19 protein-coding genes and 2 pseudogenes are annotated in these 23,498 nt (G+C 37.3%); 8 read left to right on the top strand and 13 right to left on the bottom strand.

Annotated elements, in window-relative coordinates; all coding sequences use genetic code 11:
* Position 1: 1 nt before the first annotated feature.
* The 4 genes from DB41_RS03145 to DB41_RS03130 all read right to left on the bottom strand — a co-directional run bounded on the left by DB41_RS03145 (position 2) and on the right by DB41_RS03130 (position 4,043).
* Positions 2-508 carry a hypothetical protein gene (locus DB41_RS03145; RefSeq protein ID WP_039384177.1) on the bottom strand — a complete coding sequence of 169 codons (507 nt, stop codon included), beginning with the start codon at positions 506-508 and terminating at the stop codon, positions 2-4.
* A gap of 18 nt (positions 509-526) precedes the next feature.
* Positions 527-2,140 carry a glucose-6-phosphate isomerase gene (locus DB41_RS03140; RefSeq protein WP_193365241.1) on the bottom strand — a complete coding sequence of 538 codons (1,614 nt, stop codon included), beginning with the start codon at positions 2,138-2,140 and terminating at the stop codon, positions 527-529.
* A gap of 182 nt (positions 2,141-2,322) precedes the next feature.
* Positions 2,323-3,369 carry a hypothetical protein gene (locus DB41_RS03135; RefSeq protein ID WP_039384172.1) on the bottom strand — a complete coding sequence of 349 codons (1,047 nt, stop codon included), beginning with the start codon at positions 3,367-3,369 and terminating at the stop codon, positions 2,323-2,325.
* Positions 3,366-4,043 (bottom strand): tRNA (guanine(46)-N(7))-methyltransferase TrmB, encoded by a 678-nt coding sequence (locus DB41_RS03130; RefSeq protein ID WP_039384170.1) that lies wholly within the window; start codon positions 4,041-4,043, stop codon positions 3,366-3,368. Before DB41_RS03130 ends, DB41_RS03135 begins: the two co-directional genes overlap by 4 nt.
* 229 nt (positions 4,044-4,272) lie before the next feature.
* On the opposite strand from DB41_RS03130, the gene DB41_RS03125 reads away from it, so the two are divergent.
* Positions 4,273-5,163, top strand: coding sequence for a methionyl aminopeptidase (locus tag DB41_RS03125; protein ID WP_039384207.1), 891 nt, complete (start codon positions 4,273-4,275; stop codon positions 5,161-5,163).
* A 125-nt stretch (positions 5,164-5,288) separates the two neighbouring features.
* On the opposite strand, the gene DB41_RS03120 is transcribed toward DB41_RS03125, so the two are convergent.
* The 3 genes from DB41_RS03120 to DB41_RS03110 form a co-directional block, all read right to left on the bottom strand.
* Positions 5,289-7,343, bottom strand: a complete 2,055-nt coding sequence (locus DB41_RS03120) for a hypothetical protein (protein ID WP_039384167.1) — start codon at positions 7,341-7,343, stop codon at positions 5,289-5,291.
* Positions 7,344-7,834: 491 nt separating this feature from the next.
* The gene (locus tag DB41_RS03115; protein ID WP_039384164.1) at positions 7,835-8,038 is read right to left on the bottom strand and encodes a hypothetical protein; all 204 of its coding nucleotides are present in this window, start codon (positions 8,036-8,038) and stop codon (positions 7,835-7,837) included.
* Between the two features lie 365 nt (positions 8,039-8,403).
* On the bottom strand, positions 8,404-8,646 hold the full coding sequence (locus DB41_RS03110; protein ID WP_039384162.1) for a hypothetical protein: 243 nt from the start codon (positions 8,644-8,646) through the stop codon (positions 8,404-8,406).
* Positions 8,647-8,953: 307 nt separating this feature from the next.
* Between DB41_RS03110 and DB41_RS03105 the strand changes: the two genes are divergently transcribed.
* The 4 genes from DB41_RS03105 (at position 8,954) to dapA (ending at position 14,002) form a co-directional block, all read left to right on the top strand.
* Complete coding sequence (locus DB41_RS03105; RefSeq protein ID WP_039384206.1) at positions 8,954-11,137, top strand: ATP-dependent RecD-like DNA helicase; 2,184 nt, start codon at positions 8,954-8,956, stop codon at positions 11,135-11,137.
* Positions 11,137-12,186 carry a phosphatidylserine/phosphatidylglycerophosphate/cardiolipin synthase family protein gene (locus tag DB41_RS03100; protein WP_052243842.1) on the top strand — a complete coding sequence of 350 codons (1,050 nt, stop codon included), beginning with the start codon at positions 11,137-11,139 and terminating at the stop codon, positions 12,184-12,186. Before DB41_RS03105 ends, DB41_RS03100 begins: the two co-directional genes overlap by 1 nt.
* Positions 12,187-12,345: 159 nt before the next feature.
* On the top strand, positions 12,346-13,116 hold the full coding sequence (gene dapB, locus DB41_RS03095; protein WP_052243841.1) for a 4-hydroxy-tetrahydrodipicolinate reductase: 771 nt from the start codon (positions 12,346-12,348) through the stop codon (positions 13,114-13,116).
* A 1-nt stretch (position 13,117) separates the two neighbouring features.
* Complete coding sequence (gene dapA, locus DB41_RS03090) at positions 13,118-14,002, top strand: 4-hydroxy-tetrahydrodipicolinate synthase (RefSeq protein WP_039384160.1); 885 nt, start codon at positions 13,118-13,120, stop codon at positions 14,000-14,002.
* Positions 14,003-14,088: 86 nt separating this feature from the next.
* Here the strand turns inward: dapA and DB41_RS10575 are convergent, their stop codons facing one another.
* Both DB41_RS10575 and DB41_RS03080 read right to left on the bottom strand, forming a co-directional pair.
* A complete protein-coding gene (locus tag DB41_RS10575; protein WP_052243840.1) occupies positions 14,089-16,857 on the bottom strand; it encodes a leucine-rich repeat domain-containing protein in 2,769 nt (922 codons plus the stop codon).
* Positions 16,858-17,325: 468 nt separating this feature from the next.
* A complete protein-coding gene (locus DB41_RS03080; protein ID WP_238578411.1) occupies positions 17,326-18,012 on the bottom strand; it encodes a uracil-DNA glycosylase in 687 nt (228 codons plus the stop codon).
* Between the two features lie 688 nt (positions 18,013-18,700).
* On the opposite strand from DB41_RS03080, the pseudogene DB41_RS03075 reads away from it, so the two are divergent.
* Both DB41_RS03075 and DB41_RS03070 read left to right on the top strand, forming a co-directional pair.
* Positions 18,701-19,261, top strand: a pseudogene (locus DB41_RS03075) (type IV toxin-antitoxin system AbiEi family antitoxin domain-containing protein); the annotation flags it as partial.
* 2 nt (positions 19,262-19,263) lie between these two features.
* Positions 19,264-20,082 (top strand): nucleotidyl transferase AbiEii/AbiGii toxin family protein, encoded by an 819-nt coding sequence (locus DB41_RS03070; RefSeq protein WP_052243839.1) that lies wholly within the window; start codon positions 19,264-19,266, stop codon positions 20,080-20,082.
* A 13-nt stretch (positions 20,083-20,095) separates the two neighbouring features.
* On the opposite strand, the pseudogene DB41_RS03065 reads toward DB41_RS03070, so the two are convergent.
* From DB41_RS03065 to DB41_RS12495, 4 genes and pseudogenes are all read right to left on the bottom strand, one after another.
* Positions 20,096-20,977, bottom strand: a pseudogene (locus DB41_RS03065) (helix-turn-helix domain-containing protein); the annotation flags it as partial.
* 354 nt (positions 20,978-21,331) lie between these two features.
* Positions 21,332-21,892 (bottom strand): hypothetical protein, encoded by a 561-nt coding sequence (locus tag DB41_RS03060; protein ID WP_039384155.1) that lies wholly within the window; start codon positions 21,890-21,892, stop codon positions 21,332-21,334.
* Positions 21,893-22,154: 262 nt separating this feature from the next.
* Positions 22,155-22,640 (bottom strand): hypothetical protein, encoded by a 486-nt coding sequence (locus DB41_RS03055; protein ID WP_155117558.1) that lies wholly within the window; start codon positions 22,638-22,640, stop codon positions 22,155-22,157.
* Between the two features lie 73 nt (positions 22,641-22,713).
* Entirely contained in the window at positions 22,714-23,268 is a 555-nt protein-coding gene (locus tag DB41_RS12495) for a serine protease (protein WP_080502372.1), read from the bottom strand.
* A 26-nt stretch (positions 23,269-23,294) separates the two neighbouring features.
* Between DB41_RS12495 and DB41_RS12490 the strand changes: the two genes are divergently transcribed.
* On the top strand, positions 23,295-23,498 hold a 204-nt coding region (locus DB41_RS12490), incomplete at its 3' end, for an IS5 family transposase (protein WP_039384147.1).

Below are 23,498 nucleotides of genomic sequence, written 5' to 3'. Positions count from 1 at the left end.
CTTATCGCGATAACTTTTCGGCAATTTTTACTTGAAGAGCTTTGATGTCGCTAGAGCTCAACGGCTTTCGTTTAACCGCCCACATCTCCTCAGTAGCTGCCACCTCATAAATAGCGACAACAGATCCATTCTCCTGCGGCAGCTCTTGCCTTAAATAAATAATTTTTCGTCGCGCTAGATAAAGTGCCAATATGAATGCTTCTGCCCATTCTTCTTCAGAAGGAGATTGTAATAAGTTTTTCAATAAATAAAAGGCTTTTTCATCACGTGTTTTAAAAGATATTTCTTCCTTTTCTTTTTTCGAAACGACCTTAGCTTTCCAAGCCGTTTTAGCCGTAGTGCTAAAATCTTCTTTAGCAAATTTTTCCCAACAAGCTAAGCAAAAGTCTTTTCTCTGGTATTCTTCTTCTTGAAAAAGCAAGATCGAATAAAATTCCATCTCTGGAATCAGAGGTTCGTTGCCATGCATACAATGCGCCGCACGTTTGGGAATCTCTATTTTCAACATATTTTTCTCCCTAGGACACTACAAAGTCTCTAAATGGCGGATCATTGCCTCGCCTAAAGCAAACTCAGATTTTTCGCCTATTCCTCTTTTAAAAGAAAATTGATCAATAATTTTATTAGCTAAAATTTTACCCAATTGCACTCCCTCCTGATCAAAGGAATTAATCCCCCAGATAAATCCTTCAAAGGCCACTTTATGCTCGAAGTAGGCAAGTAATGAGCCTAAAATGTGGGGTGTTAACTGACGGGCTAAAAGAATATGAGAAGGCCTATTGCCAAAAAAGCTTTTATTTATATTGTCAGGATTTTTTTGGCCGGCTGCTAAAGCTATGGCTTGCGCAAAAAGATTAGCTAGCAGCTTCTCTTGAGAATAAGTGCCTTTATATAAAAAATCTTTTTTATGCTGAGATTCTTTAAAACCAATAAATTCCACAGGAATGGGAGCTGTTCCTTGATGAATAAGCTGAAAAAACGAATGTTGGGCATTGGTACCTGGCTCCCCCCATATGATAGGCCCTGTCTGGAAGCTAACTTGATTGCCTCTTCGATCGGTATGTTTCCCGTTAGATTCCATGTCAAGCTGTTGAATATGAGCAGGAAAACGTGATAAAGCTTGAGAGTAAGGAATAAGCGCCACGGTAGGATGCCCTAAAAAATTTCGATTCCATATGCCTAATAAGGCTCCTAATAAAGGCAGATTATGCTTGATACTTGGATTTAAAGCCACCTTATCCATCGCATTGGCGCCTCTGAGTAGCTCCCAAAACACTTCAAATCCAAAGGCAAAAGAAAGCATTACCCCCCCTACCATTGAGGTAGTAGAATAACGTCCTCCAATCCAATCCCAAATGTAAAAGCTTTCTAGGTATTGATGGGGATTATCCATAGGGCTGCCACGACCTGTGACAGCTATAAAATGATTACGAGGATGAAGGGAAGCTTTTTGGAAGTGTGAGCGAACAATTTCTTCATTCGTTAATGTTTCAAGTGTTGTCCCAGATTTTGATACACACACCACTAAAGTAGTAGACGGATCTACATTTTTAAGAACCCTGGCTGCATCATCGGGATCTACATTAGAAATAAAATGCACTTTTCGGCCCTTTTTCTGCAAAGGCTGCAAAGCTATATAATGGGCTTTAGGTCCTAAATCTGAACCTCCAATACCAATCATAATTAAATCTGTAAAGCGCTGGTCTTTATCAATTTTATTGATAAAATGCTGCAGCTTATCGATCTCTTTTTTAGCCTCTTTTGTTGCTTCACAGGCCTCTTTCGCTTGATTAGGAGCCTCAAAAAAATCTCTTACCGCGGTATGCAAAACCTTTCTATTTTCACTGGGAAAGCCTTCAATTTTATTAACAACTTCACCCGCCTGCATCTTTTTCATTTCTTGTAGTACGCCTGCTTCTCGCGATAGCTCCACCAAAACCTGCATAACCTCTTCTGTCACCTGCTCTGTGCCATACAAAAATTTTATGCCACAAGCTTCAGCACTAAGCTGCTGCAAGCGAGCTGGAGTTAAGAGATGGGGATCCGTTAAGTCGCAAGGATGCTTGGCCAGTTCCTTTAACTTGGCAGTAGCAAGAAAGCGATCAAATGAACGACTGTTCACACAACATTTTTCTACCATAGACATAAAAAACCTCATCTGAATAGGATAGCCTTGTTATAACCGATGAACAATAAATGATGAAGGGCAAACTTAAGATTTATCAACAAAATTTTATTACATTTTGTGACATGAAAAGGAAAACTCAAATTCTAAGCTTTTCCCTTATCCAAAACCTTAATATAAAAGGATGTTAGGCTGTCTTACTGGCCATCTTTATTATTCATCATGCTAAAAAATCCTTTTTCACTTTTTACATAAGGGATTTCTTTTGCTAACCCTAGGGAAGGGCCCACAGTAATGGCTGTCCCCCCGGCAGCACAAAAGCCTTGCAGGTTGCGCTTCCCTTGCCTTGTTAAGCTGGGGGAAATGACGACTAAATAGTCTAGCCCTTCCCATTCATGAAGAAGATAATTTTCAGGGATAATGTTAAAGGCAACTTCTTTATTTAATAAATCGTGTAAGATGTCTTCTAGCTCTTGATAAGTTTGTTGATCTCTCCACTGATAGTGAGGAAGGCAAATACCTATAGGTGCAGGCTTAAAATTAAATAAGTGAGGAAGCTTACTATTTTTAATGATCAGATGTAATCTACCCCATCGTTCTCGATGGGTAAGCTGAACTTCTAAACCTAAACTTAATGATAGATCTTTATTTAAAGTCACAAAGATAGGCATTTCATCGGGCATTCGATTGGCTAAAAGTGTTAAATATTCTGCTCCCACCTCGCATGCAAATAATGCTTGAGAGGTAGAAAAGGGTAGTTGATCATTCTCATTACCCCTCGTAGTTTTCCACTCTTTATAATTAGATTGCAGCTCATCATCCCAGCTCATTTGAGATTTAAAGTTTACGGGCCCTCGGTAGATGTTTACCCCCAAGGTTTGAGCTTTAAATTTATTCCATAAATTATCCCGAAAGTGCTCAAGAGAAAGAAGCAGAGATAAAAACTGGGTTTGATTAGATAAGGGAAATTCTAAACGATCAAATAAACCTAAGTCTAGGTCCCAAAAAAGTAGAAAGCCTTCTTTCGAATAATATTCTGCCACCTTTTCTATTTTTTTCCAGTCAAGGCTTGCTGTCACTTTACCATCTAATTTAAGGGAAATGACATTATAGCCAGCAGGAATTTCTTCATCTTCCGCTTGCCATTCATAAAGATTAGGATTAAAAATTTTTCCTTGGTAATAAAAGTAAGGTTTATCCCAAACTAGCCTTTCTGTATCTTCAGAAATATCCTCGATATTCATTTCTTGATAAACCTATGATAGCGAATCATTTTACCTTTTGAACGCCAAAGTTCCTCAAAATAAGAAGTGCCATAATCGACCTCTTCTGTAGAAAAGTAGGGAGAGGGATAGTAAGATTTAAAATCTGAGGCTGACAAGAAAACTTGAATCGCTTCTTGCGAGTAGCTTATATCATCCGTAACAAAAGTGAGAGCTTTATCTGTTTGCATCACCCGAGCTAATTCATGGACAAATTGAGGCTGTATTAAACGATGCTTAGCATGTCGCAATTTAGGCCAAGGATCCGGAAAGTTGATGAACACGTTAGCAATACTAGCTGAAGGAAAATAATTGCTAGTGGCCATTAACCCTTCTCCACAAACCACAATCAGATTTTTGAGTGAACAATTTTTAATTTTAGACCAGATTTTTCGCACACGGGTAAATTTTCTTTCAATGGCTACCCAATTAAGATGAGGATAAGCACCTGCTTGTGCTACTATCCAAGCTCCATTTCCACTGCAATATTCTAAATTGACAGGTTGCTCATTACCAAACAGCAAGGGATGGGACCACCCGGGAAACTCAAAATGATTTTGAGCAAGATGCCTATCGGGTAAGTACCAAACGCCATCATGGATGGTAACCTTTCTATCATTTTTAGGAAAGGGTGGTATCAAATCAGCAGGTTTCATAATTCCAATATTTTTTGAAATAAGTTAATATAATCTGCCATCAAAGTATGCAGCCAGGGTTACATCATTTCAAGCTGCGTAAATAGAAAACGGCTTTAAGTCAATCGATCCTTCATCTATAATGCTTAAGAGGGAAAAAGAAAGCCCTTTTAAATTTTACTTAAAATAAGATATATCAAATCTGCCAAAAAGTCTACTGCTTATCTTTGTGGATTTAAGGAACTCTATGATCGGTCGAAATAATGAATGTTGGTGTAAAAGTGGTAAAAAATGGAAAAAATGCCATTTTCCTCATCTCGATCCTAAGTTAAAAGAAACCGAACATTCCCAATTTTTAAGGAAAGAATATTTGAAAAGGTACAATATTATCCTTAAAAACGAGCAGGAAATTAAGGGAATACGTAAAGCATGTCATCTAGCTTCCTATATTCTAGAAGAAACCTGTAAAATAGCTAAAGCGGGCATTACCACCCTGGAAATCAATGATTTTGCGCATCAGTTGCATTTAGATATGGGAGCCATCCCTGCTCCTCTTCACTATGGACATCCACCTTTTCCTAAAAGTATTTGTACTTCTCTTAATGAGGTCATTTGTCATGGAATTCCTAATAAAATCCCTTTAAGGGAGGGAGATATATTAAATATTGACGTCACCTGCATTTTTGAAGGCTACTATGGCGACTGCAGCAAGATGGTTAGCATAGGTAAAATCTCAGAAGAAAAACAGTTAGTCATGGAAGTAGCGTATGAATGTTTAAAACGCTCTCTTGCTATTTGTAAACCTGGGGTGGAAATCAAAGAAATTGGTAATGTAATAGAAGCTTATGCGCGCTCACATCACTGTTCCGTTGTCCATCAGTTTGTAGGACATGGGGTAGGAATAAACTTTCATGAAAATCCCCAAATTCCTCATGCTTATAATGGAAGCCAGATCCCTTTGGCACCGGGTATGATATTTACCATCGAGCCTATGATTAATGCAGGGGTTCAAGAGGCGATAATCGACCCAGAGGATGAGTGGACAGCTCGCACTAAAGATGGCAAAGCAAGTGCTCAATTTGAGCACACTTTACTTATTACTCATGAGGGACATGAAATTTTAACTAACTGGCAAAGGTAACTATCTTTAATTTTCCCCTAACATTCTCTTCTCATTTATATACCTAATCTCGTTTGCGCCTATGGAGAATCAGCAGCAAGAGCAAGTAGAGCTGGTTTTACCTTTTTCTATAAGCACAAAAAAATTTATAAGCTAAGCTTAGTAATAATCTCGTTTAAACTCTCTACCTCTAGATAATAAGTTTTTTCTAAACTATCCAATTGGTTTTGCATTTTAATGATATGTTGCGTTAAGTGTTGCGCATCAGGGTCTACATTAAACTGCTCTTTTTCTTGAATAAGCAGTTGTAGTTGAGAAATTTTTTCTTCCGCATAAAAAAGCTTTTGCCTGGTGTGCTCTAAAACAGTAGATTTATCATTAAATTGCTCTTTCAGCTGTAAGTACATTCCCTCAGCACGACGTCTTAAAGCATACTCCTCATGAGGAGGGGGTGTAGACTGAAGGATCAGCTTTTGCTCTTTATCCTTGCTGGCATGCTGCTTAGCATCTTCCTCTGCCTTTTCTATCGCCAGGCGGACTGCCTCCAGCTCCTGCATGTTTTCCTTTAAAGCTTCTTCTAACCGCGCTTTTTCCTGCTCAACACCCTTAAACTGTTGGACCTCATCTTGAAGCTTTGTAAGAGCAGATTCTAAGCTTATCTTTTCTTGGTGCAAGTCTTCTATTTGGTTGGCCCATTTTTCTTGCAGATCTTGATAGGCTATTTTCTCTTCCTGAAGCTGAGTTAGTTCTTTTGCATGCGTTTGTAAATCTTCTAAAGCACTCTGTAGGCTAAATTGTATATTAAATATCTCTTGATCTTTGGCGTTAATTAGCTCGCTAAGGCCTTGAGTTTCCTTCTTATAGCAAAGAATACAATCATTAAGCTCATTTTGCGCTTGCTGCAGCTGCTTTTTTACTTCAAGAGAAGCTTTTTTTTCTTCTTCCAGTTCCTCATAAGCTTTCTTTTCATTAATACTTTTAAGCTCTAGCTCTTTTTGTAGGAAGTGCACTGTATCCTTAGAACGCTCAATTTCTTGCTTGGCAAGTTCTATCTCTTGAGTAGCTTGTTCAGATCGCTTTTCCAGCCAGGAGCTTTTCTCTTCAAAATCTTTTAGTGTCTGAGAAAGAGCCTCAACCTGCTCTTCAAAATGTTGAATTTCTAGCTGATGTTGGCTTTTTAACTTTTCTATATTTTCTGCAGAATGACTATCGAGAATGCCCGCACCCTTTTCCAGCTCTTCATGGGCTTCTTGAAGCTGATCTTTTATATAGAGAATTTCTTTACGTTTTTCCAAAAGCTCATCTAGCATACGCTCATTTCTAACCGCTTGATTATTCAGCTCTGCAGTGAGTAAATGCACCTCTTTCTTAAAAGCTTGAGCCTCTTGCTTAGAATTTGTTAACTCCTCAGTAAGCATTTCTAATTGTTTACTTGCATTTTGCATGTCAGCTTGGTATTGCAGTCTAAGCTTTTCTAAGGGAGGTTCATCCTGCATAAGCTTGAGTGCTTCTGTTCGCTTGATTAGCTCTTTATTAATCTCAGCAAGTTGATCGCTAAGCTGCAGTACTTCCCCACGCTTGTCCAGCAGCTCTTGTAATAGCTGCTCCTCTTTAAAAGATCTTATTTCAAGTTCATGTTTAATAGCTTGGGCATCAACTTTATATTTTTCACTTTCTAGCTTAACCTGCTCAATCTCCGCTTGAGAGCTTTTTAAAAGAGCGTCTAGATGATTATTTTTCTGCTGAGAGTGATAGAGTTCTTGAGAGATTTTCTCTATTTTTTCTTGAGCACTTTCCTTTACATGCTGGCTCTCTAACGTCCCCGTTTCAAGCCTAAAGACGCCTTCTTCTGTAGCAGAATAGGGAGATTGAATCCCTTGTATAAGAACTAAAGCAGTATCATAGCTGTAACTGGTGATAAAAAAAGTAAGTAAAATGGAAAGAGTAATCCCCCCATACCACACCGGAGAATTAATGATTATCGGATGATAGAAAGAGAGCAAAAATGCTAATGAAAAACCAGCTAAAAGGAGACCGCCTCTTTTTAAATACCAGCAAACAGGTAACCCTAAAAGAAGAGTAAAGGCTAACAAGGGTGTGAGTGGAGTGGGCCGTAAGAGCATGATGAAAAGGGTAGCTAGGGCTAAGAGTGGACCTACCACGCTCCATAGAAAAAACTGACGTTCACGCGTTAAGTTCATTACTATTACAAAAATGCTCTAAAGTCTATTAATAGGGTCAACCTTATAACAAACTCATCAAAATGTAAAGTAGTAAGTGTGAGAGCCTGCTTAATAAAAGGGAGCTTGACTGCTGTAACCTGAATTTAATCAATAAAGGCAATAGGGAAACCAGATATTTTTATTGGCGATGAAAAATTCTGCAGACTTAAATTAGAATTCTGGAGATAGGATATTAAGCAAGGATATTACTTTTCCTTTCACTAAAAGAGCCGTCACTTCATAAAAAATTATGCTACAGGAGAAAAAAATGCTTTTAGGTATGCTTATTCCTTCCCATCATTTGTTCAAAAATAAAGGTGGATCCGCCTAAATTTCCTGCGCAATAAATATTTTCTTCTAATTAAGCAAGATAAAAGGCCAAGGTTAATTTTATTAGCCTCTATTCCTTAGAATTAACGAGCCCTGCTTTTTTATTAGGAAAGAAGCCTTTTTAAGTAAGGCTTAATTCTTCATAAGAAAGCTTCTTCTTCTTTTTCATCGATAAAAGATTGAGCTCCTTGTAATAGATAAGCAACTAGGGAAGCATCCCCTTCATAAGTCATCTGCACCTGCATGTTACCGTCTTCAACAGGCTTATCGCAGGTGATAAGAACATAACAAGCATGATTTTTAGCTAACGTATCGTATAATTGCTTTTGCTTATTAGACTTCATCTACTCTCCTTAGCATTTGCCTCCACCTCTGATTACTTTTTGGCTTAAAGCCTCTTTATAGATTTTATTTATCAATTAAAAGCTCACTCTACGATTTATGCTTTTAACCTAATATTTGTCACATTATACGATGGGAGTAATTATGAAAAGTTAATTTGATAAGATTTTTTATTGAATGTGTAAGCTAATGTAAATAGGCACTCTACAAAAAAGTTTTTCTAAATTAGTGGGTCCTTTACCCTTTAAGTAGAGAAAAAAAGTCAAAAAATGATTCCCCTAAAGCTGAAGTGAAAAAAAATCCAAGCTTATTTTTATCTTCTTGCTTGGCGTTTGTCTCAAAGAAAAGATAAACACCTACTATTCTTTTATTTAGTAAAATAGTCGTAGAAGGAGTCTGCCCTCATGCCTGGCCATTCATAATTTTTTTCATTTAAATCACCGATAGGGCTATCTATCGCTCTTCCATATAGTAATCTGGCCTGCGTCTTCGGATCATAACAATCTTCTTTTATTTGACTCTCCTGCTCACCCACATTCTGTTCCTCTCCTGCCTCTAAAGGCATATATCCTATCACCACTATTCCCATTAAAAAAGCTAATCTATACATTTTTTTCTCCTTTGCCACCATAAATAGTATTATTTATTTTTTGAATAATTTTTCAATCTTTTAATCACTTAAAGAGGATAAAGATGCTGAAACTAGCAAGATATTTCTCTCCTTTAACATTTTTTAGTGGGCCAGGTGTCATCATGAATAGGGATAGCTAATTTTAGACTTTAAGGCAGAAATAGTTAATATTTAAAAAAGATCTTTTCAAAAGTAGCTGACCTACCTATACTACAAGATGAATAGATGTAAATTTTTTAACTCTTCACCTGATTATCCATCTTTAAATTGCTCAATCAAAATGCTTATGGAAATTGTTGTTGGCTACATTGAGAGAATTACCTTTCAAAATGCAGAGACAGGCTATACGGTTGCACAGCTAAAAACAGCTCAATTAAAAGAGCTTGTATGTGTGGTCGGAGTCATGCCTACTGCTCTTCCTGGGGTTACGGCGCGCTGTAAAGGACATTGGAAGCAACATTTGGTCCACGGTCGGCAATTCATCTGTCAAGAATATCAAGTAGAAGCCCCTGCTGATCTTCTAGGAATCAAGAAATACCTAGGCTCAGGGCTAATCAAAGGAATTGGCCCTAAATATGCTGAGCGCATTGTGGAAAAATTTGGGATAGAAACCCTCAATGTAATTGATCAAGCTTCTCATAAATTATTAGAAATTGAAGGGCTAGGAGAAAAAAGAATTGAAAAAATTAGGTCCTGTTGGGATGAGCAAAAATCTGTACGAGAGGTCATGATATTTTTGCAGTCTAAAGGGGTAAGTCCTGTCTATGCTCAAAAAATCTATAAAAATTATGGTAATCATAGCATTGAGAAAGTTCAGCAAAACCCTTACATTCTTGCCCAAGAAATTACAGGCATTGGATTCAAAACAGCGGATGCTATTGCCAAAAAAATGGGAATGGAACACGATGCCCCTTCAAGAATTGATGCAGGCATTGAATTTATCTTATCCGAATTGGCTAAGGATGGACATGTCTGTTTTCCTTTAGAAGAGTTTGTTACCGAAGCTTCAGAAAAGCTGGAGGTGGAGAGCCTCAAAGTTAAGGCCCGTATTTCCTCTTTAAAAGATGAACGGCGCATCGAACTGTTCGATCTGGTTAACAACCAAAAGATTCAAACTTTTATCTGGAATATGTCCTTGTTTGTAGCAGAATCGGGCATTGCCCGTGAAATTAAACGGTTAAATAGCTATGCATGCAATTTAAGGGCCGTGGATATTCCAAAAGCTCTTGAGTGGGTTCAGTTAAAGTTAAATATTAAATTAGCTAATAACCAAAGCATTGCCATAAAAAATTGCCTTTATCAAAAGCTTCATATTATCACAGGTGGCCCGGGTACGGGGAAAAGTACCATCACGAATGCTATTTTGGCTATTACAGAAAAATTGAGTGATAAGATTCTCTTGATGGCGCCTACTGGGCGTGCCGCTAAGCGTATGAGTGAAATTACAGGTAAAAAAGCCTCCACTATTCATAGTATATTGGAATACAATTTTAAAAATGGGGGTTTTAAACGTAATCGCGAAAATCCTTTGGATTGTGATTTACTGATAGTGGATGAAGCCAGTATGATTGATACCTTTCTCATGTATAGCTTATTAAAAGCTATTCCCAATACATGCAGGCTTATCTTTGTGGGAGACATTAATCAGCTACCAAGTGTAGGCCCTGGCAATGTCTTAAGCGATATGATTAACTCACAGACAATCTCAGTCACCCTGCTAACAGAAATTTATCGTCAAGCGGCAGGCTCGCGTATTATTACTAATGCTCATAAAATTAATAGCGGAGTCTTTCCAGATATTCATAACCATAGTGAGAGCGATTTTTTCTTCCTTGAAGCTGTAACCCCCGAAGAAGTATTAAAAAACATTATCGCTCTTATTGCCCAAAGACTTCCCCAAAGATATGGCTATGATCCTCTCCATGATATCCAAGTGTTGACACCCATGCGTAAAGGAATCATTGGTGCCGACAACTTAAACACTGTTTTACAAGAGACTCTTAATAAAAACAGCAATCCCTTATTTAGAGCAGGGAGAAAGTTATTAGTCGGAGATAAAGTTATGCAAATCCGCAATAATTATAAAAAAGAGGTGTATAATGGAGAAATAGGAGTAATCAAAGAGATAGACATTATTGAACAACAAGTTCTTATACAAATAGAAGATCGTAACATTATTTATGAATTTACTGATCTTGATGAAATTGTCCTTGCTTATGCTGTTTCCGTGCATAAGTATCAAGGTAGTCAATGTCCTTGTATTATTATGCCTGTGCATACTACCCATTTTGCTTTGTTATATCGCAACTTACTCTACACGGGGGTAACACGTGGGCAAAAGCATGTAATCCTTGTCGGAAGCAAAAAAGCGATTGCTATCGCTATTAAAAATGATGAAGTAAAAAAACGTCATACCGGACTTTATCATGCTCTTATAGGAATTAATAATATTAGCGTAAGCATGCCGTAATGAGAAAAAGCAAAGCCCCCTTATTTTCTGAGAAATTTCTCATCCAGTCTGCCTTAACGCTTATCTCTAGTCTACTTTTAATTGGTACAGCTTTATTCCACGATGTTTTATGGATAAAACCTACTCCTGTAGCAGAAGAAACACCTAAGTTTTTCTCCAATCAAACGGGTGATCAGCTGGAAAACGCTTACATTGCGGCTATAAGCAATGCTAAAAAATCTGTTCTCCTCCTCATTTTCTCTATGACGAGTGAGGAAGTCATCGACGCCCTACGCCAAAAAAGCCAAGAGGGTGTGCCTGTCAAAGTTATCTGTGATGCTAAAGCGTGCCCCTATATTAGCAAAAAATTGGGCCCTCAGGTGGAGCTCATTCGTCGTTTAGGTAAGGGGCTTATGCACATAAAGATCTTAGTGATTGATGATATAGAATGTTGGATTGGCTCTGCCAACTTCACCAGCGAATCTTTAAATATGCATGGTAACCTTGTCGTAGCCTTAAAAAATGAAGCTCTTGCTGCTACTATTAAAGAAAAGGCTTCTACTTTGCATGAGTATGATAGAAAGGGCGAGGTCACTCACCACACCTACTTGGCTGGTGACCAAGAGTTACAGATCTCTTTTCTTCCTGATGATAAAAAAGCAAGCGTGCGTATTAAGCAACTGATTCGAGAAGCTAAAAAAAGTATACGCATCGCTATGTTTACCTGGACACGTTTTGATATGGCTAAGGAAGTGGTGGAGGCCCAAAAGCGGGGTGTTAACGTAGAAGTGGTGCTGGACAGAAGTTCCTCTAACGGGGCTAGCGCTAAAATAGCAGAAATGCTTAAAAGCCACCGTGTTAAATTATTTTACAGTGCAGGTACAGCATTACTTCACCATAAATTCCTGTGGCTAGATGAGCATACATTAGAAGTAGGTTCTGCCAATTGGACTAAAGCTGCTTTCACACAAAATGACGATTGTTTTTTAGTTCTCCATCCTTTAACTCATGAGCAACGCCAACATATGCAAAACTTATGGAAAGCCATTAAAGCAGACTCCATTCGTTAATAAGTTAGCCGCCTGGATATTAACTTGGCTTCAATCCTTTAAAAAGCTTCCTTTACTTATTAGAGACATAAAAATAAACCAGCTAAAAAATTACAGAAAAATGGTTTAAATTTATTTACATTTTTTGTATCTATTGTTAGCTCAATCGAGGAATTTATCATGAAAATTGTGCTTATTGGATATGGTAAGATGGGACATCTGATCGAAGAGATCGCCTTACAGCAAGGACATACCATTATAGCTATACTCCCCTCCAACGAAGCTGTCTCTTCTCTTAAAGAAAATTTAATTCAGCAAGCGGATATTTGCATTGATTTTAGCGCTCCTCAAGCGGTTTTAAGTAATCTTCAAAGGCTTGCTCCATTTAAGAAAAATATAGTCATGGGAACAACAGGCTGGGAGGAACATTTAGATGAAGTGAAAAAACTTATTCATGAACACCAAATAGGCTTTCTATTTTCTCCTAATTTCTCTATTGGAGTCCATCTTTTTAAAAATATTGTGGAAGCTGCTGCCCAATTAATGAATGAATTTGAAGATTACGATGTGGCTGGGCAAGAACTTCACCATTATCAAAAGAAAGATAGCCCTTCAGGAACAGCTAAAAGCTTAGTTTCCATATTGCTTGAAAAAATCCAGCGTAAAAAGAACCCTCTTTATGATAGGGTTGATCGTCCTATAGCGCCTCATGAACTTAATTTCTCAAGCGTGCGCTGCGGCTCTATACCTGGCACCCACACGATAATCTTTGACTCCCCTGCTGATACTCTTACAATCACCCATCAGGCAAGGAACAGAGAGGGCTTTGCGCGCGGGGCCTTGGCAGCAGCCGAGTGGTTAATAGGAAAAAAAGGAATTTTTACTCTAGAGGATATGATTTGCTCCTCAAAAAACATTTCCAACACCTGCCATTTACAAGGAAATAATTAAAATGCAACCTAAAATTTGCGGTGCCTATACCGTGCTTATTACCCCCTTTGATAAAGAAGGACAATTAGACGAAGAAGGCTTAAGAAAAAACATTCGTTTTCAGCTATCTTATCACATTCAAGGATTAGTGGTCTTAGGTACCACAGGTGAAGCCCCTACTTTAAGTCAAAAAGAAAAAGAGAAAATTATTAGTATCGCCCGAGAGGAAACAGAAGGTAAGTGCCTTCTTATGGTTGGTACGGGTAGCTATGCTACCCATGCAACTATTGAAAACACTTTAGCCGCCCAAGATGCTAGCGCTGATGCTGCCTTGGTGGTTACACCTTACTATAACAAGCCCACTCAGGAAGGTTTATATCAACATTTCTCTACTCTTGCTAAAGCGGTAAAGCTGCCTCTTGTCATTTATAATATTCCCGGTAGGACGGGTCAAAATCTACAGATCGAGACATTAAAACGTTTAGCTGTCATAGAAAATATAGTAGGAGTAAAAGAAGCATCTGGAAATATTTTACAGATGATGGATGTAATTGAAAGTATAAGGCTTATTAGATCTGACTTTAGCATTATGTCCGGCGATGATGCTTTGACTTATCCTTTGATGGCTCTAGGGGGACATGGCATCTATTCTGTTTTAAGCAATTTACTTCCTCAAGAGGTTAAAAAATTATGCGATCTAATGGTAGAAGGAGATTATCCTACCGCGCGTGCTTTGCATTATGAATTGCTTCCTTATATGAAAAGTATGTTTATCGAAACCAATCCTATTCCAGTGAAAACAGCCATGAATCTAGCAGGCCATGCAGCAGGCCCTTGTAGGCTACCCTTATGTGCGATGAGTGACGAAAATCTAAAGAAATTAAAAAAGTGTCTAAAATTTTTGTAGCTAGGAAAACAGCAAGCAAGATAAATCGTTGATAAGGTGCTAAAGTAAGGTTATGTTTTTTTTACAAATTAAGACCTAGCCTTTATTTAAAGTATAGAATTGGATTCGTTCATTGCATCTAGGAGGGAAGGAAGCCTGGCAGATAACTGACTTATCTCCCCAGCAAGATTGCTTATTGGGTTATTTTCTAAGGCAAGCATTTGCAGCATAGATAACTCTCCTAGGCAGGAAGGGAATGAGCTAAGCTGATTATGCTCTAAAATAAGCTCTTGCAAATTAGATAATCTTCCTATCTCGCTAGGAATAGAATTAAGTAGGTTATTGCTTATGTAAAGCTTTTGGAGTGCAGAGAGTTGTCCTATTTCACTAGGAAGAGCAGTAAGCTGATTATGCTCTAAAATAAGCTCTTGCAAATTAGATAATCTTCCTATCTCGCTAGGAATCGAACTAAGCAAGTTATTGCTTATGTAAAGCTTTTGGAGTGCAGTAAGTTGCCCTATTTCACTAGGAAGAGATGCAAGTTGGTTATCTTCTAGGATAAGCTCTTGCAGTCGGGACATCTGCCCTGTTTCAGCAGGAAGATGGGTAAGTCGATTGTGATTTAAGGTGAGTACTTTGAGCTTAGCTAGTTTTCCTATCTCGACAGGGAGATGAATGAGTTGATTATGATCTAAAGTAAGTTCTTCCAGCTGAAATATCCGATCTATCTCATCAAAAAGAGAAGTAAGTTGATTATGATCTAAGGTAAGTTTTTGCAAGTAAAAAAGCCATTGCATAGCTGCAGGGAGATGGGTAAGTTGATTATGATCTAAGGTGAGAACTTGCAAATTAAACAGTTTTCCTATTTGTTCGGGAAGAGAGGTAAGTTGATTATATTCTAAAGCGAGATCTTCTAAGTGAAATAAATTCTCTATTTCATCGGGAAGAGTTGTTAATAGATTATAATCTAAGGTGAGAACTTGCAAAGTAAACAGTTTTCCTATTTGTTCGGGAAGAGAGGCAAGTTGATTATGATCTATATTAAGCTTTTGCAACTCAGATAAAAGCCCTATTTCGCTAGGAAGTGTGATTAATAAATTGTTGCTTAGGTTAAACTTTCGTAGTTTAGAGAGCTGCCCTATCTCAGCAGGAAGAGAACTAAGTTGGTTATGCTCTAAAATAAGCGCTTGCAATTGAAATAAACCTCCTATTTCTTTAGGAAGGCAAGTAAGTAAGTTACTGCTTGCATAAAGTCTTTGGAGTTCAGCTAGATGGCCTATCTCAGCAGGGAGAGAGCTAAGTTGGTTATGCTCTAAAACAAGCTCCTGCAATTGAAATAGATATCCTATTTCTTTAGGAAGGCAAGTAAGTAGATTATTGCTTGCATAAAGTCTTTGTAGTTCAGTTAGCTGGCCTATCTCAGCAGGGAGAGAGCTAAGTTGGTTATGGTGTAAAACAAGTTCTTGCAGCTGGGATAAGCCTTCTATTTCTTTAGGAAGGAAAGTAAGTAAGTTGCCACTTACGTAGAGTTTTTGTAGCTGAGACAACTGGCCTATCTCAGCAGGGAGAGAGTTAAGTTGGTTATGGTCTAAAACAAGTTCTTGCAGCTGGGATAAGCCTCCTATTTCTTTAGGAAGAGAAGTAAGGAGATTATTACTTACGTAAAGCTTTTCTAGGTTCAATAGCTGCCCTATCACAGTAGGAAGAGAGTTAAGCTGGTTATGGCTTAAAACAAGTCTTTGTAGCTGGGATAAATCTCCTATCTCTTGAGGAAGGGAGGTAAGTAGATTATTATCTACAAGAAGATTTTCTAGCTCCAATAATCCGCCTATTCCGGTAGGGAGAGAGCTAAGTTGGTTGTGTTCTAGATTAAATTGTTTCAGCTTGTGCAGCTGATTTATTTCTTCCGGAAGAATGGTAAGCTGATTGTGTTCTAAAGCAAGCACTTTAAGCTGGCTTAGCTGGCCTATCTCAGCAGGAAGAATAGTAAGCTGATTGTATTCTACAGTGAAACCTTGTAGCAGAGGTAGCTGACCTATTTCAGCAGGAAGGGAGATGAGTTGGTTGTATTCTAGATAAAGACCATCTAGCTGGGACAATTGCCCTATTTCAATAGGAAGAGTGGTTAGTTGGTTATGATCCAAGTAGAGAATTTCTAAGAGAGATAACTCTCCTATCTCTTTAGGAAGGGCTGTGAGCTGATTGTGATTTAAATATAGCTTCTGCAGCTTGAATAGCTGGCCTATCTCTGGCGGAAGAATAGTCAAATTGTTTTTGGTTAAAGAAAGTGTTTGTAGGCAAGACAATAATCCTATCTCGGATGGTAAATAAGTCAAACCAATTTTTTTTAGGTTTAGATCTACGATATTTGCACCATATCTTTCCAGCCAAGGCCTAAAAAGAGCTCCTTTTTTTTCTACGGTCAAATTTATAATTTTTTCATTCTCTAAATATTCTTTTCCACCCTCCAAAGCTTTCCATAATAAAAGGCGATTAATATTGACTAGGTAAGAGTAATAGTTAGCTAATGTCAAGTACCTCTTTTCCTCAGTCTTCCATTTAAATTCTGAAGGAGAAAAAGATTTAGCTAATTTAAAAAGACGTCTGAAAATTTTATTTATCTTTTTTATATATGAAAGCTGTGCATCTATTTGATAGATTTTATCTATAATGAGTGCTTGCCCAGTAACATTTCCTTTAGGAAAATGAATACGACCTATCTTTTTGTAAAGGCTCACCATTACTTCATTCGATAGAATATGTTGCCATTCCGTGCAAACGCTGAGCAAAGACGGGTGGGCACAACACTCCAAGATAGGAGCTAGAACTTCATTCGGCAATTGCTCGATGGTAATAGAAGAAGTGAAAGGATGCATGTGGTTATCTCCTTAATTTTTCGGTCAAAACCCCTGCAAGATAAACTCAGCATAGGGTGAAAAGATAAAACTAGCAAGAAAATCTTTGCTACAAATCGTTAACACTGAGGCGTGAAGATATGAATATTGCCAGAGAGGCCATAAAACCCTCTATCAGACAAAGTTGATGATGAGTTCGTCTCCCGCTTGATCCTGCCCAGCGATTATCACATAGGCCTTTGCTGAAATATTTAAAAGGCCCTCCAGGTACATTCTCTTAATTCTAGATATCACTTAAATAGGCTATTGAGAAATCCACTCATCTACAATTTTTTCAGATAAAATCTTTAGACTTAATTTTTAAAGGAATAAGGTTTCATTGGCTACTTTATCATAGCCACATTCTCCTCTATGTGAGGAAGAAAGCTTAAAAGAAAAAGTTAATTTTAAATTCAGATTTCGAAATATTTTATCAGCATAAGCAAACAATCATTGGGCTTTTTTAATTTCTTCAAGCAGATCGTAAAACATTTTCTCCGTCAATGTGCCTGTATTGACATTACGTGGCGTAGGATGATAACTACAGTAAAGCTTAAGGCCATTTTCTAGCCTATAAAAAGCGCCGTGCTTAAATTTTATTCCTTTTGTAGATAGGCCCTTCTTTTTTAATGCTAATAAAAAGGCATCGAATGCTAATTTTCCCAGCACTAAGATTACACGTAATTTAAAGAGCATTTCTATTTCTTGCATATAATAGGGGTGGCAATTCACACATTCTTGACGAGTAGGCTTATGTTTAGGGGGAAAACATTTGACCGCTGCCGTTAGATAACAATCCTTTAATATTAAGCCGTCATCTAAAGACTCGGATATAGGTTGATTTGCCCACCCCTGCGCATAAAGCGCTTTGACTAAAAAACGTGCAGTTGCGTCGCCTGTAAAAACGCGTCCCGTCCTATTTCCTCCATCTCCCGCAGGGGCAAGCCCCGTGATCAATAACCAGGCTTGCTGATCACCAAAGCCTGGCAAAGGCCTTCTCCAATATTTTTGATGCTGATAGAGAGGCCTAGCAGGCACTGTCTCGCGATGAGCTACAAGGCGCGGACACTTTCGGCAATTGATGACCACTGCTTGAAAATTTTTCCACATCGATAAATTATTTGTTTTAGTAGCCATAACTCAACTTCTCCTTTCCCTTATTTTATCCTCACTAAAATTATTAAAGAGCTATCAAGTTTCAAAAGGAGCCTAACCATATAATTTTTTTATAACGCAGGGGCCAAAAACCCTTAAAGCCTAAAAAATTAGGTAACAGCCTTTCTTTTAGCTAGCCGGCTCTTACATAACATTCATTTTCTGGAATTTTTTATGCTATGTGCCACGCATTTCTGGCAGCATCCAGGGCTAGCCTAGTTAATGAATCAATTTTATACTTAAAAAGTATTTTATTGTTTAGGCTACTTTTTTAGAATTTTTTTGTTTTTTTAAGATCTGGGGACTCTCTTTTGTTTTAGATACAACCAAGAGCTTTCGGTAAAGATTATAACGCTCCTTCCCTTGATAAGGTTTAATAAAGTATTCTAAATTTAAACCTAAGCTCAGCTAAAAGGCAACCCTTTCACTATCTCTTCCTGTATCGTTTACACCTCCAAAATAGCAACTTTTTTAAATTACTTACTAGTTACCCAGCCTCTATCGGAATATAAAATAATATTTTATCATCAATTTGCTAAGAATTCATTTTAAAAAATCTCTCGACTGCGAATTTTAAATGGATAAAAATGTAGTGAAAAGTCAACTTTTACCATCATTACTATCCATGAATGCAAAACTAGAAAGCCCTTGATCTTTTAAGAAAGACCACGGCCTGCTTAGGACTGCAGAAGCGATCCGCTTAGACATTCATCCTCGCACATTATATCAAATGCGAGATGAAGGGCTTTTAGAACAATTAGCTAAGGGAGTCTATCGTTTAACAGAGATACCTGATTTTTCTGAGCCTGACTTGGTACTGATATATAAGAAAATCCCCCAAGGTATTATTTGCTTGATTTCAGCTCTAGCCTACTATGAAATTACTACCCAGATTCCCCACTTTGTCTACGTTGCCCTCCCCCCTAAGTCTAGAAAGTCCCGTTTAGACTATCCCCCCATTCGTTACTTTTACTATTCGGAAAAAGCCTATAATGAAGGCCTTGAAACAACACTGATAGGAGGATACCCAATCAAAATTTATAATATTGAAAAGACCTTGGCTGACTGCATTAAATTTCGTAATAAAATTGGCAGAGGGGTGGTTATTGAAGCCTTAAAAATGTACTGGCAACGTAAGAATACCCAAATCGATAGATTATATGAATATGCAAAGTTAAACCGCGTGGAAAAAATTCTTCATCCCATGATGGAAACCATAGTCAGTCAATAGAAATGGAAAAGCTTAAGAAAAACCTAGATGAATCTATCTATAGCCGTCTAAAGAATGTGGCTAAGCAAAGAAAAAGACCTGTTCAAGAAATTCTAAAATATTATGCAATTGAACGCTTTTTATTTCGTTTAAGTGTCTCGTCTCATCAAAATTCTTTTTATTTGAAAGGAGGTTTGATGTTGATGGTCTGGAATCCTATGAACCATCGACCAACGGTAGACATTGATCTGCTAGCTAAAACCTCTAATACAATTTCCCATTTACAAAAGATCATCCAGGAGATCTGTTCTACTGAAGTAATTCCTGATGGCCTGTTATTTGCCGTAGAGTCGTTAAGATTATCGGAAGCCCAGTTAGAGGCAGAATATCATGGAATAAGTGCTTCATTTTCAGCTAAGCTATTTACAGCAAAGCTTCCCATGCGGATAGATTTTGGATTTAGTGATACTATCTTGCCTCAACCTGCTATCATAAAATATCCTACCCTTTTGGATTTACCCGCACCAACACTGAAAGGCTATACCCCGCAAACCTCAATTGCCGAAAAGTTTGAATCCATCATTCGCTTAGGATTTGCTAATACCCGCATGAAAGACTTTTATGACATCTGGCTATTGATTCAACAATTCGATTTCGATCGCGACGAACTGCAGGTCATCATCCAGCAAATTATCAAAAATCGTGGCACGATTGTTAAAAGCTCTCCCATTGCATTTGAGGAAACCTTTTATAATCATTCACTAAAGCAAGATCAATGGAAAGCCTTTCTGAAAGATATTTCTCATGGAGTTATATTTTTAGAACACGTCATGCTGATTTAAGAAATTTTTCAGTCTTCCTAAAAGCTATGGCATAAAATTCGTTCTGGATGGTCTGATGAAACCTTTTGCAGATTCCATTGGCTTGAGGATGTCGAGCTTTAATGCAAGAAGGGTCAATGTCTTCAATGGCCAGATAAAGTTCATACTCATGATGCTCTCTTGCTCCACAGTACTCTGTACCACTATCGGTTAATATTCTTAAGACACGAATATCTTGCTCTTCAAACCAGGGAATGACTTGATCATTAAGCATATCCGCTGCTACCAACGCATTTTTCCTATCGTATAGTTTGACAAAAGCTACCTTAGAATAGGTATCGATCACTGTCTGTTGATAAATGCGTCCCACACCTTTAATAGTGCCTACATAATAGGTATCTTTAGATAATAAATAGCCTAGATGTTCAGTTTCAATTTCGCCATGTGCTTCTTTTTCTTCCTTGGATTTTTTAAAAGCTTTTAGTTGGTCCTCTGTTAATATCATTTCTTCCTGAGCCATTTTAGCTTCCAACGCTTTAAGGCATTTTTGAAAGGTCTCAAGATTGTATCTAATCCAAACAGAGCGCACACCTCCTGGCGAAATGAAAATCCCTTGTTTCTTAAGCTCGTTACATACTCTTAACTGTCCATAAGCAGGCTTTTGAAGAGCAAAATCAACAACAGCTTTTTCGATAGACTCGTCCACCCTGTTTTTTATACGGAGTTTTTTACGTGTCATATCCTGAAGAGCTGCTTCTCCACCTGTTTCATAAAGTTCTTTGAATCTATAAAAGCTATCTCTAGAATAATATCCCATCATCTTATATGCATGAGAGACATTTCCTAATGTTTCAGCTAGCTTTAAAACACCAAGTTTATTTTTTATACCTTTTTGATGAGTTGCTAAATTTGACATTTTGCCACTCCTTATGGGTTTAAGTCGCTCCCTTCAACTTCCCTCCTATCACTTTTAATGAGCGACAGGACTTCAAGCTTCGCGGCTTATCAATCGTGTTTCCTTTATTTTTATCATAAATGTCAGGTTAAGTCCTATCTACTACAATTTTTTTAACAGACAAAGCTAATTTGGATCTAGGGACAAATATTAAAAGGTCAGGGTCTGCAAGATTATAGCCGAGCTACTTATACATCGCTCAGCTACAACCCAGCAGACCAATTAAAATCCGACGTAGTCAAATTTTGCAGTGGCCTTAAAGAAAGTACTACGGCCAAAATTTGGAGGGATATAGGATCCATTTATTATTAGGATTTATTTAAGCCCACTTAATTTAATTCCAGGAAGTGCACCCAAAAATTTTACTAAAAACAGGGGATCTCTTAAAGTAGTTATAATCTCAGGTCTTTCTTTCATGGCATAAGAATGTTTATAATCCAAGCTGTCAAGCGTTTCTTTAACAAGTTCTATTTTACTTATTTTGTCTTCATCATTAAAAAACTCTTTTTCTGCCTTAGCAATAACTTCTTCATATGAAAGGATGTTATAACTATTAATAATATATTTTATGGATCCCTCAAAATCTTTTCCAAAATTTAAGACTTTTTGTGACCTTTCTATATATTCATCCTTTGAGTGCCGCTCCCTCCATTTCAAAAAGCTTTTTGTATTTATAAAGATTACTGTAGGTTTTCCATTGACAAAGCAGTTAATTTTTGTAGAAAAGCCTAATTTTTCTAAAATACATCCAATTATACTGAATCTATAATAGTTTACTCCTGCTCTATGGGTCTTTGGATTGATATCATTTATCTTATTAAATCCATTGAAAAAACAGCGCCCATTATTAAAATTCACGTTAATATCAACACTCATCCGCTACCTCGAATTTTTATGAGTTCTAATTTAGGTTAACTTAAATTGGCACAAACATTCTTCGCACTTAATATATTCCTTTTATTAATATAGCGTAAGAAAGGCCATTATTGCATGAGTTAGCCCACAATTACTTCAGAAAGGATTAAAGGAAAATGCACTAATTCACACACTTGAAAATCACCAATTTATATAGTGAGATCCAACAAGGCTGTTAGCTATTACCTCAACATCCTCTTCTAGCAAATTTTAATGAGCTGACTCATTCTTTATTTTTAGAGCAAGCCTCCGTAATAATTTTTTCCATCCTCATTTCCTTAGCTTTTTTATAATTTTTATGCATGTAAGTTAATATAAGCTCTCGCTGTTTTTCGGAAAAAGTAGTTTTTCTCTCCATCTCATATTTAGCGAGACGTAAAATTATTTTGGGAGAAAATTTGCTTTCAAAGGAATTCTCAATTTCCATTAAGCGATTGACTTCCTCAAAGCGATTATCATAGGAATGTTTAGCACTTAAAACATCCTCTTGAGCATAAATAAGGCAATAGTAGGCACTTAAGTTTTGTGCACAACTGATCTTATATTCAAGAGTTTTGTTTTCTTGGGAAAATTTACCGTTTTTTTCGAAGGCATTAAGATAATATGCTTCTAAGTAATTTACTTTATTATCTAAATCCTTTTCAATTCTTCTTATGTTTCGTATATTATCTATTCTTATCCTCACTTCTTCATCAGCACGTTTTATCATCTTTTTGCGCATCTCAGAAAATGGGGAAAATGGAAGAAGATTTAATAGGAAAGGGCCTAAATATGCATCTCTATTACACATATGTTTCAATTGCTCGCTGATTAGATTTTTTTATCCTTTTTTCTCTACCTGCTTGGGCTATTTGTGCTATTTTCAGTTCCGAGGGAAGTTTAATTTTATTTAGCTTTTGACATTTCTCTTTTCCCAACACTTTAATTTGTTGAGGGGTGGCTTGGAGAGCTTTAACTTTATGTTCTCCAAATCCCTCGTAATTGTAACATACGCCGTATTCTTCCGTAATGCCTGCAAATAGGATTCCAATAATTTTTTTCGAAATTCTATTGAACACAGGAGATCCTGAATTTCCTTTAAAGGCAGATAAATTAGTTTCGAAATAATGAGTTTTTGCAACTTCAACTTTTGCTGAAGTAGCTAATTTAGCTGGAAGGCCATAAGGGTGACCGATAATATAGACATTATCGCCCTTCGCCGGAGAAGAAATATCAAGCTCTAAAGGTTTGATTCCCTCAAGAGATTTATCTAATTTAATGCATGCCCAGTCACTACCTTCTTCTCCTTGTGCATATTTATAAGAGACATTCTCTGAATTATTAAAATCGTTTAAAATAGAGGCTGTTTAACCAGGAGCCTAATATGATAAGAAAACCTTATCCTAGCGATCTAAATAATCAAGAATGGCAAGTGCTTGAACCTATAATATGCAAGAAAAAAGCTGGAAAGCCACCTAAGCACGCTAGACGAGAGATGCTTAATGCCATCTTTTATGTCTTAAGGACAGGTTGTCAATGGACAGATCTTCCTCATGATCTACCTCCTTGGAAATCAGTCTATTCTCAA

The sequence above is a fragment of the Neochlamydia sp. TUME1 genome (genome assembly GCF_000813645.1).
Classification (GTDB): domain Bacteria; phylum Chlamydiota; class Chlamydiia; order Chlamydiales; family Parachlamydiaceae; genus Neochlamydia.
The sequence above is the reverse complement of the archived record's forward strand: the minus strand, read 5'-3'. Positions and strand labels throughout refer to the sequence as shown.

Bases quoted from the DNA above. Each gene is read 5' to 3' on its own strand.
- DB41_RS03145 (WP_039384177.1), bottom strand. From the start codon at position 508: ATGTTGAAAATAGAGATTCCCAAACGTGCGGCGCATTGTATGCATGGC.
- DB41_RS03140 (WP_193365241.1), bottom strand. From the start codon at position 2,140: ATGGTAGAAAAATGTTGTGTGAACAGTCGTTCATTTGATCGCTTTCTT.
- DB41_RS03135 (WP_039384172.1), bottom strand. From the start codon at position 3,369: ATGAATATCGAGGATATTTCTGAAGATACAGAAAGGCTAGTTTGGGAT.
- DB41_RS03130 (WP_039384170.1), bottom strand. From the start codon at position 4,043: ATGAAACCTGCTGATTTGATACCACCCTTTCCTAAAAATGATAGAAAG.
- DB41_RS03120 (WP_039384167.1), bottom strand. From the start codon at position 7,343: ATGAACTTAACGCGTGAACGTCAGTTTTTTCTATGGAGCGTGGTAGGT.
- DB41_RS03115 (WP_039384164.1), bottom strand. From the start codon at position 8,038: ATGAAGTCTAATAAGCAAAAGCAATTATACGATACGTTAGCTAAAAAT.
- DB41_RS03110 (WP_039384162.1), bottom strand. From the start codon at position 8,646: ATGTATAGATTAGCTTTTTTAATGGGAATAGTGGTGATAGGATATATG.
- DB41_RS03105 (WP_039384206.1), top strand. From the start codon at position 8,954: ATGGAAATTGTTGTTGGCTACATTGAGAGAATTACCTTTCAAAATGCA.
- DB41_RS03100 (WP_052243842.1), top strand. From the start codon at position 11,137: ATGAGAAAAAGCAAAGCCCCCTTATTTTCTGAGAAATTTCTCATCCAG.
- dapB (WP_052243841.1), top strand. From the start codon at position 12,346: ATGAAAATTGTGCTTATTGGATATGGTAAGATGGGACATCTGATCGAA.
- dapA (WP_039384160.1), top strand. From the start codon at position 13,118: ATGCAACCTAAAATTTGCGGTGCCTATACCGTGCTTATTACCCCCTTT.
- DB41_RS10575 (WP_052243840.1), bottom strand. From the start codon at position 16,857: ATGCATCCTTTCACTTCTTCTATTACCATCGAGCAATTGCCGAATGAA.
- DB41_RS03080 (WP_238578411.1), bottom strand. From the start codon at position 18,012: ATGGCTACTAAAACAAATAATTTATCGATGTGGAAAAATTTTCAAGCA.
- DB41_RS03070 (WP_052243839.1), top strand. From the start codon at position 19,264: ATGGAAAAGCTTAAGAAAAACCTAGATGAATCTATCTATAGCCGTCTA.
- DB41_RS03060 (WP_039384155.1), bottom strand. From the start codon at position 21,892: ATGAGTGTTGATATTAACGTGAATTTTAATAATGGGCGCTGTTTTTTC.
- DB41_RS03055 (WP_155117558.1), bottom strand. From the start codon at position 22,640: ATGATAAAACGTGCTGATGAAGAAGTGAGGATAAGAATAGATAATATA.